Origin of the sequence: Cellulomonas massiliensis JC225, from assembly GCF_000312005.1 — a bacterium.
GTDB classification, from domain to species: domain Bacteria; phylum Actinomycetota; class Actinomycetes; order Actinomycetales; family Cellulomonadaceae; genus Cellulomonas; species Cellulomonas massiliensis.
This window is the reverse complement of record NZ_HE978588.1, coordinates 1,556,276-1,568,740: the sequence shown is the minus strand read 5'-3', so window position 1 is coordinate 1,568,740 and position 12,465 is coordinate 1,556,276. Positions and strand designations below refer to the sequence as shown.

10 protein-coding genes are annotated in these 12,465 nt (G+C 75.1%); 1 reads left to right on the top strand and 9 read right to left on the bottom strand.

Going from position 1 to position 12,465, the window contains the following annotated elements:
• Window positions 1-255 precede the first annotated feature (255 nt).
• From HGCM_RS07460 to HGCM_RS07440, 5 genes are all read right to left on the bottom strand, one after another.
• Complete coding sequence (locus HGCM_RS07460; protein WP_019136229.1) at window positions 256-1,488, bottom strand: ABC transporter permease; 1,233 nt, start codon at window positions 1,486-1,488, stop codon at window positions 256-258.
• A complete protein-coding gene (locus tag HGCM_RS07455; RefSeq protein ID WP_019136228.1) occupies window positions 1,485-2,231 on the bottom strand; it encodes an ABC transporter ATP-binding protein in 747 nt (248 codons plus the stop codon). Before HGCM_RS07455 ends, HGCM_RS07460 begins: the two co-directional genes overlap by 4 nt.
• Window positions 2,224-3,507 carry an efflux RND transporter periplasmic adaptor subunit gene (locus HGCM_RS07450; protein ID WP_026075326.1) on the bottom strand — a complete coding sequence of 428 codons (1,284 nt, stop codon included), beginning with the start codon at window positions 3,505-3,507 and terminating at the stop codon, window positions 2,224-2,226. The genes HGCM_RS07455 and HGCM_RS07450 overlap by 8 nt, the downstream gene beginning before the upstream one ends.
• Before the next feature lie 131 nt (window positions 3,508-3,638).
• Window positions 3,639-5,186, bottom strand: a complete 1,548-nt coding sequence (locus tag HGCM_RS07445; protein WP_019136226.1) for a DUF7059 domain-containing protein — start codon at window positions 5,184-5,186, stop codon at window positions 3,639-3,641.
• Window positions 5,183-5,947, bottom strand: a complete 765-nt coding sequence (locus tag HGCM_RS07440; RefSeq protein WP_019136225.1) for a YqjF family protein — start codon at window positions 5,945-5,947, stop codon at window positions 5,183-5,185. The genes HGCM_RS07445 and HGCM_RS07440 overlap by 4 nt, the downstream gene beginning before the upstream one ends.
• Window positions 5,948-6,072: 125 nt before the next feature.
• Between HGCM_RS07440 and HGCM_RS18785 the strand changes: the two genes are divergently transcribed.
• Window positions 6,073-6,582 (top strand): DUF4262 domain-containing protein, encoded by a 510-nt coding sequence (locus HGCM_RS18785; protein WP_161604969.1) that lies wholly within the window; start codon window positions 6,073-6,075, stop codon window positions 6,580-6,582.
• Window positions 6,583-6,716: 134 nt separating this feature from the next.
• Here HGCM_RS18785 and HGCM_RS07430 read toward each other — a convergent pair whose 3' ends face one another.
• From HGCM_RS07430 to HGCM_RS20405, 4 genes are all read right to left on the bottom strand, one after another.
• The gene (locus HGCM_RS07430; RefSeq protein ID WP_019136223.1) at window positions 6,717-9,017 is read right to left on the bottom strand and encodes a sodium-translocating pyrophosphatase; all 2,301 of its coding nucleotides are present in this window, start codon (window positions 9,015-9,017) and stop codon (window positions 6,717-6,719) included.
• 189 nt (window positions 9,018-9,206) lie between these two features.
• On the bottom strand, window positions 9,207-9,923 hold the full coding sequence (locus HGCM_RS07425) for an anaerobic ribonucleoside-triphosphate reductase activating protein (protein ID WP_019136222.1): 717 nt from the start codon (window positions 9,921-9,923) through the stop codon (window positions 9,207-9,209).
• A 29-nt stretch (window positions 9,924-9,952) separates the two neighbouring features.
• Window positions 9,953-11,776 (bottom strand): ribonucleoside triphosphate reductase, encoded by a 1,824-nt coding sequence (locus HGCM_RS07420; RefSeq protein ID WP_019136221.1) that lies wholly within the window; start codon window positions 11,774-11,776, stop codon window positions 9,953-9,955.
• Between the two features lie 194 nt (window positions 11,777-11,970).
• Window positions 11,971-12,465, bottom strand: a 495-nt coding sequence (locus tag HGCM_RS20405) for a 5-oxoprolinase subunit C family protein (RefSeq protein ID WP_040398997.1), incomplete at its 5' end; no start/stop codon positions are given.

Sequence of the window (12,465 nt, the reverse complement as noted above, 5' to 3'; positions counted from 1 at the left end):
CGCCGGGTGCGGCGCTCCCGGACGGGGCCGCGGTGGCCGCCCCCGCTCCGGACGACGCGGGCTGGCAGCCCGCGAGCACGGCGGCGGTGACGAGCAGGCCGAGGACCGCGGGCGCCAGCCGGCGAGCCGCGCGGGTGGGCGGGGGCGGGGTGACGGGCATGGTGCTCCTCACGGGTCGGGGGGTGGCGGACGAGGTCGGACGAGCCGGACGGGCCGGGCGGGCCGGGCAGGCCGGGCGAGATCGGCGGCGCACGCTCACTCCGCGCGCAGGGCGTCGATCGGGGCGAGCCGGGCGGCGCGGGTCGCCGGGTACACGCCGAACACCAGGCCGATGGCCAGCGCGACGCCGACGGACCCTCCGACCGCGAGGCCCGAGACGACGATCGAGGTGTCGAGGAGGCCGGGGAGGACCTGCGCGCCCACGACGCCCAGGGCCGCGCCGAGCAGGCCGCCGACGAGCCCGAGCACACCGGCCTCGACGAGGAACTGGCGGCGGATCGCCCACGGCGGCGCACCGAGCGCCTTGCGCAGGCCGATCTCGCGCGTCCGCTCGGTGACGGACACGAGCATGATGTTCATGACGCCGATGCCGCCGACGAGCAGCGAGATGCCCGCGATCCCCGTGAGCAGCACGGTGAGCGTGCGGTAGACGGCCGTGGCGGTGGAGACGAGCGCGTCCTGCGAGCTGATCGTGAAGTCGGCGTCGTCGGCGCTGCGGACGCCGTGCAGGTGCAGCAGCAGCTGGTCGGCCTCCTGGTAGGCGGCGGAGAGCTGCCCGGTCGACGCGGCCTGCAGGTAGATCGTCGAGACCGCGTCGCGCTGCGTGCCGCCGACGAGCTGCTCCGCGGCCGTCGACAGGGGCACGACCGCGACGTCGTCGAGGTTGCTGTCCGCGCTCGACCCGGCGGCGGCGAGCACGCCGACGACCTGGAACGACGTGCCGGAGACCACGACGCTCTGCCCGACGACCCGCGTCGTGCCGAACAGCTCGGTCGCGGTCTCGGGGCCGAGCACCATGACGGCGGCACGCGCGGTGTCGTCGTCCTCGGTGAGGAACCGCCCAACCTCGAGCTCACGGCCGCGCACGTCGAGCCACGACGCGGTCGTGCCGGTCACGGCCGTGGTCCAGTTGGTGTCGTTCGCGTCGAGCTGGGCGCTGAGCGTCTTCTCCGCCGCGACCGCCGCGACGTCCGGAGCGTTGACCGGCGAGGCGAGCGCCTCCGCGTCGGTGCGGGTGAGCGTCGTCGCGGAGCCGAAGCCGCCGCGCACGCCGCCGGAGCTCGTCGAGGACCCCGGGGTGACGATGAGCAGGTCGGACCCGAGGGCGCTGATCTGCGCGCTGACGTCCCGCTGCGTGCCGAGACCGAGGCCCACGGTGAGGATGACCGCGGCGATGCCGATGAGGATGCCCAGCACCGTCAGCGCCGAGCGCATCGTGTGGGCGCGCACGTTCGCCAGACCGGTGCGCAGCGTCTGCGCCCAGCTCATGCGCCCACCTCGTCGGAGACGACCAGGCCGTCCCGGACCCGCACCGTGCGACGCGCCCGCGCGGCGACCTCCTGCTCGTGCGTGATGAGGACGACCGTCCGGCCCTGCGCGTGCAGCTCGTCGAGGAGCCCCAGGACGTCCCGCGTGGACGTGCTGTCGAGGTTCCCGGTCGGCTCGTCGGCGAGCAGCAGGTCGGGCTCGCCGACGAGCGCGCGCGCGACGGCGACGCGCTGCTGCTGGCCCCCGGACAGCTCACCCGGCCGGTTGTCGAGCTTGTCGCCCAGGCCGACGCGCTCGAGCGCGGTGACGGCGCGCGCCCGGCGCTCGGCCGCCGAGGTGTCCCGGTACGTGAGGGGCAGCTCCACGTTGCGGACCGCCGAGAGCGACGGCAGCAGGTGGAACTGCTGGAACACGAACCCCACCCGCCGGTTGCGGACCTGCGCGAGCTCCACCTCGTCGAGCTCCTCGACGTCCTCGCCCGCGAGGCGGTACGACCCGGCCGTGAGGACGTCCAGGCAGCCCAGCACGTTCATGAGCGTCGACTTGCCGGAGCCCGAGGGCCCGACGATCGCGACGTACTCCCCCGGCTCGATCCGCAGGTCGACGCCGCGCAGCGCCTCGAACTCGACCGAGCCCGTGCGGTACGTCTTGCGCGCGCCGGCGAGGTCGATGACGGGCGTGGCGGTGCCGGTCGTCCCGGCGGCGCCGGCGAGCAGCGCGGCCGTCGTCGTCGGGTCAGCCATTGCCGCCGCCCCCCGGCCCGGCCGGCGCCTGGCCGTCGCCCGGGAACCCGCCTTGCGGGAAGCCGCCCTGCGGGAACCCGTCGGGGAGCTGGCCGCCCTGCCGGGTGTCGGAGCTGCCGTCCCGGCCCGCGCCCGGCGTGAACGTCGGGACCACGACCTGGTCGCCCTCCGCGAGCCCCGACGTGATCTCGATCGAGCTGCCCGAGCTCTCCCCCGTCTCCACCGTGACGGTCCGCTGCGTCGTGCCGTCCTCGGCGAGCGTCGTGACGGTGCTGGTCCCGTCGGCGGCGGTGCTCACCGCGAGCGCGGGCACCGTCAGCACGTCGGTGCGGCGCTGGTAGACGATCGACGCGTCGACCGCGATCCCGTCGTGCAGCCCGTCCGCGTCGCCGGTGACGTCGACCGTGACCGGGTACGACGCCACGCCCGAGCTGCTCGTCGAGAGCAGGCCGATCGACGAGACGACGCCGTAGAGGGTCTCCGTCAGGTCGTCCGACGTCATCTCGACCTGGTTGCCCACCTGCACGTCGGCGACGTCCGCCTCGCCCACCGTGACCTCGGCCTGCCAGGCGTCGGTCCCGACGACGACGAACTGCGCACCGCTCGACGAGGACGAGGCCGCCGTCGTCCCGGCCGCGGCGGAGCTGCCGGAGCCACCGGCGCCGCCGGCGGAGCCCGACCCGGCGCCCGACCCGGAGCCGGCGGTGGACCCCTGCACGACGTCGCCCACCTCGAGGTCGACCGCGGCCACCTGCCCCGAGGCGGGAGCGGTCAGCGTCGCGTCGTCCATCGCCTCCTCGGCGTCGTCGACCTGCGCCTGCGCGACGTCGACCTGGGCCGCGGCCGCGTCGACCTGGGCCTGCGCGGCGTCCGTCCCGTCGTCCGCGTCCCGGGCGTCCGCGAGGCGCGCCTCGGCCTGCGCGAGCGTCGCCCGCGCGTCGAGCAGGTCGGCCTCGAGCTGCAGCGTGTCGACCGTGGCGAGCGTCTGCCCCTTCGTCACCGTGTCGCCCACGGCCACCCGCACGGCGGTGACCGTGCCGGACACCGCGAAGGCGACCTCGTCGCGCACCGTCGGGCTCAGCGTGCCCGACGCGGCGACCGTCTTCTCCATCGTCGACGTGGACGCCGTGACGGTGCGGGTGGTCGGCCGGCCGTCCGCCGCGGCCGACGCCGGCTGGCGCCACCACAGCCACCACGCGCCGCCCGCGACCAGGGCGGCGACGACCGCCAGCGCCACGACCCGCGCCCAGGGGCGGGTCCTTCTCCAGAGCTGCACGGTTCTCCCTCGCTGCCGGTGTGGTGACCGGCGACGAACGTAGGAAGACCGTCTGGGACGACCTCAGCACCGACCTGTGGCCACGCTGTGAGTCCCGCTGAGAGGCCCGTCGACCTGCGCCGGGACCGGCGTCAGGAGGGCAGCAGCAGCCCGTCCCGCACGAGGCCGCGGACCGACGGCAGGACGTCGGCAGCGACCTGCTCCGCGGGGACGTCGAGCAGCGCCCCGAGGGCGCCGACGATCTGGCCGACCGAGAGCTCGCCGTCGCACGCGCCGACGAAGCCGGCGAGCGCGGTGCCGGCCTGCACGGCGCGACCGAAGCCGCCGCCCTGCCGCAGCAGCACGACGCGGGGGTCGGGGTCGCCCGGCGTCAGGTAGCGCTCCTCCGTGACGTCCGGCGCGACCCGCAGGTGCTCCGCCGCCAGGGCCGCGTCGTCGCGCACGGCCAGCCAGTCGTGCGCCGCGAGCGACGCCGCGACGGCCGGGCCGAGGGGCGGCTGCAGCGTGCCCGTGACCTCCTCGAGCCGGCGCAGGGACGGCGCTCCGGAGACCGGCCGGCGCAGGGTGACGAGGCCGAAGCCGACCGTCTCGACGTCCCGCGACGCGAAGTCGTCCAGCCAGGCGCCGTACCGCGCCGCCCATGCCTGCGGGTCCCGGTCCGGGGTCGAGCCGCCGTCGCGCAGCCAGGTCTCGGCGTACTGCGCGGGGTCCTGCACCTCGCGCTGCACGACCCAGCCGTCGAGCCCGCTCGCGTCGAGCCACGCGCCCACGCGGTCCTCCCAGCGCTCCCCGCGGCGGACCTCCCAGTTGCCGAGCAGCTGCGCCACGCCCCCGGGGGCGAGCACCTCGCCGACGTGCTCGACGAGCTCGCGGACGATCGCGTCGCCGGCGCGCCCGCCGTCGCGGTACTCGTACTCCGGCACCCCGGCGCCGCGCGGCGTGATGACGAACGGCGGGTTGCTGACGACGAGGTCGAACGACCGGCCCGCCACAGGCGCGAGCAGCGACCCCTCCCGCAGCTCGAGGTCCACGCCGGCGAGCGCGGCGTTGAACCGCGCGTACGCGAGCGCCCGCGTCGAGACGTCGGTCCCGACGACGTGCCCCGCGTGCCGGCTCGCGTGCAGGGCCTGGATCCCGCACCCCGTGCCGAGGTCCAGCACGTCGCCGCGCGGGTCGCGCACCGTCGCCTGCGCGAGCGTGGTCGAGGCGCCGCCGACGCCGAGCACGTGGTCCGTGCGCAGCGCGTGCCCGGTGGCGAGCTCCCCCGGGTCCGACGCGATCCACCAGTCCACCTCGCCCCCGCCGTCGACCGCGGCGTACGGGCGCAGGTCGACCAGTGCGCGCGCCTCGTCGTCGTCGCCCTCGCCCGCGGTCGTGACGAGCCCGAGCGCCCGCAGGCCGTCCACCCCGGTGCGCGGCAGCGCCCGCGCGACCGCCCCGCGGGTGACCGGCCGCCCCAGCAGGAAGGCCCGCACGAGCGTCACCGTGGTCTCGTCGTCGGCCGCCGCGCGGTCCAGCGCCCGCAGCGCCGGCACCGGCTGCTCGCGGTGCAGGGCGTCGGCGGCGACACCGCCGAGCACCTCCTCGACGCGCGCGACGCCGAAGTCGGCGTCGGCGAGGTCGGCGCGCAGGCGGTCGACGAGAGCGGGGTCGGCGACGGGGGCGTCAGGGGAGCTCACGTCCGCATTCTCCCGGACGACGGCTCGCCCGCGCGGCGGCCGACGGCCTCCGGCAGCCCGAAGCGGACGTGCACGCCGGGCGACGTGAGGACGCTCACCGGGTCGCCGGACGCCGCGGGCAGGCCCGCTGCCGGGAGCAGCCCGTCGTCCAGGTGCAGCAGCTCGCCGCGGTGCAGCGGCCAGCCGACGTGGTCCGTCGGCAGGTGCCACGTGCGACCCCACGCCCGCGTGTGCAGGCCCCAGCGCGCGGTGAGGAAGTGCTCGAGCGGTGTCGGGTCCTCGACCGGTGCGCCCGCCCGCACCGCGAGGCTCGTCGAGGCACGAGCCGGTGTGCGGCTCGTCGACGCGTACGCCAGGACGTCGCCCTCCCGCCGCGCCCGCATCCGCGCCCAGCGGTACGGCAGCCGCAGCGCGGCGCGGGCCGCGAGCACGGGGACGAGCCGCTCGGCGTCCATCGACCGGAACACCACCGCCCGGCGGCCGTCGTCGTCGACCGAGTACAGCCGGACGTTCGTCTCGAGGAACGTGCCGAGGTACGGCACGCGCGGCCCCCGCGGCAGGCCCGTGCCGACGAGCCGGAACGCGACCAGGCCGACGTAGGTGGCGCCGTCGAGCGTGTCGGGGCGCGTGCGCGGCGGCAGCAGGGGCGCGACGCGCCCGGGCTGCACGGCCCAGTGGACGAAGACCAGGTCGAGCCACGCCTGGCGGAGCCACGCCCGGCGCAACGGGCGGGGGCTGGTCGCGGTCACGTCCTCCGTCATGCCCCGATGTCTAGCGCACCGTGGGCCGGGCCGGGCGCCGTGTCGGCGACACGTGGCATCGTGAGCACTGTTCGAACACCCGTTCGAATTGGATGGTCCGGGTCGAGCCGGCGGAGGTGGTGCGGATGTGCGAGGGGACCCCGTCGTGCGCGGGCGGGCAGGCGGCGTGGGAAGCGCAGGGGCGGCGCGACGGGCACGAGCGGCGGCTGGTGGAGCTCGTGGCGCGCTACGGGTGGGCCGTGCAGCACGTGCTGCCCGGCGCCGACGAGCCCGCCTTCTCCTACACGGTGGGCCTCTCGCGCGTCGGCCTGCCCGAGCTCGTCCTGTTCGGGCACGGCCCGGACTGCGCGCACGACCTGCTCAACGCCGTCGCCGGGCGGCTGTGGGACGGCGCCCCGTACCGGGACGACGCGCTCGTCGACGACGTGCTGGTGCGGGGGTCCCTCATGCTCGTGCGTGCGGTGGACACGACGCGGCACCTCGTCTGGGCCCACGAGCTCGCCGCCGGCCGCTGGCCGGTCGACGCCTGGCAGCTCGTCCTGCCGGACGCCGAGGGGCGGTGGCCCTGGGAGGAGGGGTCCGAGGTCGCGCACCTGCCGCTGCTGGGCGTGCCCGCCGCGTCCGCGGACCCGTGACGGCCGCGGCCCGTCAGGCGGGGCGGAATGGGCACGGGCGCGCCGTGCGCCGCCGGACCGACCGCGCGTCCGACGTGCGCGGGCGCCCCGGCCGGACCGGCCGGGGCGCCCGTGGTGCTGGTGTCGCCGGTCCGTCAGCGGGCCAGCGCCTCCTCGGCGGCGCGCTCGAGCGCGCCCTCCTCGTCGACCTTCGCCGCGCGGAGGCGGGACAGCACGACCGCGCCGAACGCGATGAGCGCCGCCGCGATCGCGATCGAGAGCCGCGCCGCGGCGCTCGCGCCCTCGCCGACGCTGACGGCGATGACCGCCGGGGCGATCAGCACGGAGACGAGGTTCATCACCTTGATGAGCGGGTTGATCGCGGGGCCGGCCGTGTCCTTGAACGGGTCACCGACCGTGTCGCCGATGACGGCGGCCGCGTGGGCGTCCGACCCCTTGCCGCCGTAGTGCCCGTCCTCGACGATCTTCTTCGCGTTGTCCCACGTGCCGCCGGAGTTGGCCAGGAACACGGCCATGAGCACGCCGGCGCCGATCGCGCCCGCGAGGAAGCCCGCGAGCGGGCCGATACCCAGACCGAAGCCGACCGCGATCGGGGCGAACGCCGCGAGCAGACCCGGCGTCGCGAGCTCACGCAGCGAGTCCCGCGTGCAGATGTCGACGACCTTGCCGTACTCCGGGCGGACCTCGCCGGTCATGATGCCGGGGAAGTCGCGGAACTGGCGGCGGACCTCGAACACGATCGCGCCCGCCGCGCGGGTCACGGCGTCGATCGCCAGGCCCGAGAACAGGAACACCGTCGCGCCGCCGAGGATGACGCCGACGAGGGTGACCGGGCTGATGATGTCGTACGTCATCATCGCCGCCACCAGGTCGTCCGGCACGGACCCCGAGACGTTCGCGAGCGCCGTGCTGACGGCGTCCGCGTACGAGCCGAACAGGGCCGTCGCCGCGAGCACGGCGGTCGCGATCGCGATGCCCTTCGTGACCGCCTTGGTGGTGTTGCCCACCGCGTCCAGGTCCGTGAGGATCTGCGCGCCCTCCGGCGTCACGTCGCCGGACATCTCCGCGATGCCCTGCGCGTTGTCGCTCACCGGGCCGAAGGTGTCCATCGCGACGATGACGCCCACCGTGGTGAGCAGGCCGCAGCCCGCGAGCGCGATGAGGAACAGCGCGAGGGCCACGTTGCCGCCGGCGAGCAGGAAGACGCCGCAGATGGACGCCGCGATGATGCCCGCCGTGTAGACGGCCGACTCGAAGCCCACGCCGATGCCCGAGAGCACGACGGTCGCCGCGCCCGTCAGGGTGGTGCGCGCGACGTGCAGGGTGGGCTTGCTCGTCGTGCCGGTGAAGTACCCGGTCACCCACAGGATCACGCCGGCCAGGACGACGCCGATGAGCACGGCGAGCGAGGCGACGAGCCGCGGGTCGCCCGGGTGGCCCGAGAGGTCGGCCGTGCCGCCGGTGAAGTCGGCGAAGCTGCTCGGCAGGTAGGTGAACGCGGCCACGGCCGCGAGCACGACGCCCACGAGCGCCGAGATGTAGAACCCGCGGTTGATCGCCGTGAGCCCGCTCTCGGAGCCGCGCACGCGCGTGATCGCGACGCCGAGCCCCGCGACGAGCGCGCCGACCGCCGTGACGATCAGCGGGAACACCATGCCGTGCTCGCCGAACGCCGCCTTGCCGAGGATGAGCGCGGCCACCAGCATCACGGCGTACGACTCGAAGAGGTCGGCCGCCATCCCGGCGCAGTCGCCGACGTTGTCGCCGACGTTGTCGGCGATCGTCGCGGCGTTGCGCGGGTCGTCCTCGGGGATGTTCTGCTCGACCTTGCCGACGAGGTCGGCACCGACGTCGGCCGCCTTCGTGAAGATGCCACCGCCGACTCGCATGAACATCGCGAGCAGCGCGGCGCCGAAGCCGAAGCCCTCGAGCACGCCCGGGGCGTCGCCCTTGAAGAGCAGCACGACGCCCGCGGCGCCGAGCAGGCCGAGGCCGACGACGCTCATCCCGACGACGCCGCCGGTGCGGAACGCGATCCGGGCGCCCTCGGCGCGACCGCCCGGCTGCGACGCGGCGGCCGCGACGCGCAGGTTCGCGCGCGTGGCGAGCCACATGCCGAGGAAGCCGATCGACGCCGAGAAGCCCGCGCCGACGAGGAAGAAGATCGACCGGCCGACCTTGACGCCACCGTCACCGGGCAGCAGGAACAGCAGCGCGCAGACGACGACGGCGAACAGCGCCAGGGTGCGGAACTGCCGGCTCAGGTACGCCGACGCCCCCTCCTGGACCGCCTTGGCGATCGTCTGCATCGACGCCGTGCCTTCGTCGGCGGCGAGCACCTGGCGGCGGAGCACCGCCGCGACGACCAGGGCCGCGACCGCGACAGCGGCGATGACGGCGACGATCGTGATGCTCGTGGAACCGAGCTCGACCATGCATGCCCTCCTCGGAGATGCGGCGCGTCCCCCCACAGTCCGCGCTCGGTCCACGGCACCGTTGCCGACGGACCCGCGCAGTCTAATCACGGTGCGCGACGTCACACCGTCTGTGACGTCACTCCACGGCGACGGGCGGTCAACGGCCCGGTGCGGCGGGCCCCGGGACGCCCGGCGCAGCGCCCCGCCTCAGCCCTGCGCGGCCGCGAGCGCCTCGCGGTACTCCTGCGTCGTGCCGTCCGGGCGGACCTCCTGCAGCACGTGCTCGCGCACACCGAGCGCGGCCAGCTCCCGGCTCAGGCGCTCGACGTCGGCCGGGCCGAGCACGGTCGGGTCGACGGTCGTGCGCACCTGCAGGTCGACGCCCGTGTCGAGGGCCAGACGCAGGCAGGCGAACGCCGCGTCGGCGCTCGTCGTCGCGCCCCCCGCCCGCGTGATCGCGCGGTACAGGTGCGCGGGCGCCTTGATGTCGAGGCCCACCCAGTCCACGAGCGGCAGCACCGCGGCGAGACGCCGCGGGTACGCCCCGGACGTGTGCAGGCCCACCCCGAAGCCGCGCTCGCGCACCTCGCGCGCCGCGTCGACGAGGGCGGGCTGGCGCGTCGGCTCGCCGCCGGAGAACACCACGCCGTCGAGCAGCCCCGCGCGCCGCGCGAGCAGATCCCGCACCTCGTCCCACCGGACGACGCCGGGTGTCCGAGGGTCGATGAGCCCGGGGTTGTGGCAGTACGTGCAGCGCCACGGGCAGCCCTGCAGGAACGCGGTCGCCACCAGGCGGCCGGGCCAGTCGCACGTGGACAGCGGGACGAGCCCCGCGATCGCCAGGTCGTCCGCTCGGTGCGCCCGTCCCCGTGCGCGGGGCGTGGCCGCCCGCTCCGTACGGGCGGCCACGTCCGTCGTCGTCACGTCGGTCCCCTCTCGTGCGTCCGCCGGCGTCAGCCGACGAGCGCGCCCTCCAGGAACGGCACGCGCTCGGCGTGCTCGCCCTTCTTGCCGACGTTGAAGGACGAGACCGGGCGGTGGTAGCCCATGACGCGCGTCCAGACCTCGCACGTCGCGCCGCAGGTCGGGCACGTCGGGTGCTCGCCGGCCAGGTAGCCGTGCGCCGTGCAGATGGAGAACGTCGGCGTGACCGTGAGGTAGGGCAGGCGGAAGGTCGTCAGCGCCCGGCGGACGAGCTCGCGGCAGGCCTCGGGCGACGAGAGGCGCTCGGACATGTACAGGTGCAGCACCGTGCCGCCCGTGTACCTCGTCTGCAGCTCGTCCTGGCGCGCGAGCGCCTCGAACGGGTCGTCGGTGAAGCCGACGGGGAGCTGGCTGGAGTTCGTGTAGTACGGGTTCTCGTCCGTGCCGGCCTGCAGGATGCCCGGGAACCGCGCGCGGTCCTCCTTGGCGAACCGGTAGGTCGTCCCCTCGGCCGGAGTGGCCTCGAGGTTGTACAGGTGGCCGGTCTCCTCCTGGAACGCGACCATCCGCGCCCGCACGTGGTCGAGGATCCGCACGGCCATCGCGTGCCCGTCGGGGTGCGTGAGGTCGTGCGCGTCGCCGGTGAAGTTGCGCACCAGCTCGTTGATGCCGTTCACGCCGATCGTCGAGAAGTGGTTGTCCAGGCTCGGCAGGTAGCGGCGCGTGTACGGGAACAGGCCCTGGTCGAGCAGCCGGGCGACCGTCGCGCGCTTGAGCTCGAGCGACGTGCGGGCGAGGTCGAGCAGCCGGTCGAGCTCCGTCAGCATCGACTCCTCGTCGCCCGCGTACCGGTACCCGAGCCGCGCGCAGTTCACCGTGACGACGCCGATCGACCCGGTCTGCTCCGCGGAGCCGAACAGGCCGTTGCCGCGCTTGAGCAGCTCCCGCAGGTCGAGCTGCAGGCGGCAGCACATGGACCGCACGTCGCCGGGGTTCATCTCCGAGTTGATGAAGTTCTGGAAGTACGGCAGCCCGTACTTCGCGGTCATCGCGAACAGCCGGTCGGCGTTCGGCGACTCCCACGGGAAGTCCTCGGTGATGTTGTAGGTCGGGATGGGGAACGTGAACACGCGGCCCGAGGCGTCGCCCTCGGTCATGACGTCCATGTAGGCGCGGTTGATGAGGTCCATCTCGTCCTGCAGCTCGCCGTAGGTGAAGTCGCACGGCTCGCCGTCGACGAACGGCACCTCCTCGCGCAGGTCGGCGGGGCAGGTCCAGTCGAACGTGAGGTTCGTGAACGGCGTCTGCGTGCCCCACCGGCTCGGCACGTTGAGGTTGTAGACGAGCTCCTGGATGCCCTGCCGCACCTGGCGGTAGCCGAGCCCGTCGAGGCGCACGTACGGCGCCATGTACGTGTCGAACGAGCTGAACGCCTGCGCACCCGCCCACTCGTTCTGCATCGTCCCGAGGAAGTTGACGATCTGCCCGATCGCGGAGCTGAAGTGCTTCGCGGGCTTGGCGTCGACCTTGCCGGGGACGCCGTTGAGGCCCTCGGCCAGGAGCGTGCGCAGCGACCAGCCCGCGCAGTAGCCGCTCAGCATGTCCAGGTCGTGGATGTGCAGGTCGCCGTCCCGGTGCGCCTGACCGACCTCGGGCGGGTACACCTCGTCGAGCCAGTAGTTGGCGACGACCTTGCCGGCGGTGTTGAGGATCAGGCCGCCCAGCGAGTAGCCCTGGTTGGCGTTCGCCTGGACGCGCCAGTCGGAGCGGTCGAGGTACTCGCCGATCGTGCGGGCGACGTCGACGACGGTCGACGTGCGCGGCTGCTGGGACGGCTCGGCGGGGTGGGACATTCCGGGGTCTCCTTCGACGGGGTGCGGGACGAGTCGAGCACCGAGTGCACCCGCGCCACCACCACATGTTGTGGTCCGACACGCTCGTCGCGCCCACATCTGGTCGTCGCAGCCGACGACCACCGGCGTGCCGCGGGACCTTGGTCCCGCTGCGCGGGTGATGTGGGCCGCGCCGCGGCCCGGGGCGACCAGCCCTAGACGACGAACCGCACCGGGTCGCCCGGCCGCAGCTGGCCGACGGCGTCGAGGGCCCACGCGCGGACGACCGCGACGACCGGGTACCCGCCGGTCACCGGGTGGTCGGGGCCGAAGACGACGGGCCGACCGTCGGGTGGCACCTGGACCGCGCCGTGGACCAGGCCCGCCGGCGCGAGCTCACGCCCGGCGGCCGCGGGCAGCCGCTCGACCGGCGCCCCCTCCAGCCGGACCGCGGTGCGGTCGCTGGCCGCGGCGACGACCAGGCCCGCGTCGAGCAGCGCTCCCGGCCGGAACCAGCCCGCCTGCGGACCGGCGAGCACCGGCAGCTCCCACCCGTCGTCCCCGAGGTGCGCGAACGCGTCGGGCTCGGGGTCGCGGCCGGGTGGCCCGGGCACGTCCGCGGCGGCCGGTCCGCCCGCCGGCGCCAGCAGCAGGCCGGCGACCAGCGGAGCGGGCCCCAGCCCTGCCAACGTGTCGGTCGCGCGCGACCC

Bases quoted from the DNA above. Each gene is read 5' to 3' on its own strand.
- HGCM_RS07455 (WP_019136228.1), bottom strand. From the start codon at position 2,231: ATGGCTGACCCGACGACGACGGCCGCGCTGCTCGCCGGCGCCGCCGGG.
- HGCM_RS07440 (WP_019136225.1), bottom strand. From the start codon at position 5,947: ATGACGGAGGACGTGACCGCGACCAGCCCCCGCCCGTTGCGCCGGGCG.
- HGCM_RS07430 (WP_019136223.1), bottom strand. From the start codon at position 9,017: ATGGTCGAGCTCGGTTCCACGAGCATCACGATCGTCGCCGTCATCGCC.
- HGCM_RS07460 (WP_019136229.1), bottom strand. From the start codon at position 1,488: ATGAGCTGGGCGCAGACGCTGCGCACCGGTCTGGCGAACGTGCGCGCC.
- HGCM_RS07420 (WP_019136221.1), bottom strand. From the start codon at position 11,776: ATGTCCCACCCCGCCGAGCCGTCCCAGCAGCCGCGCACGTCGACCGTC.
- HGCM_RS18785 (WP_161604969.1), top strand. From the start codon at position 6,073: ATGTGCGAGGGGACCCCGTCGTGCGCGGGCGGGCAGGCGGCGTGGGAA.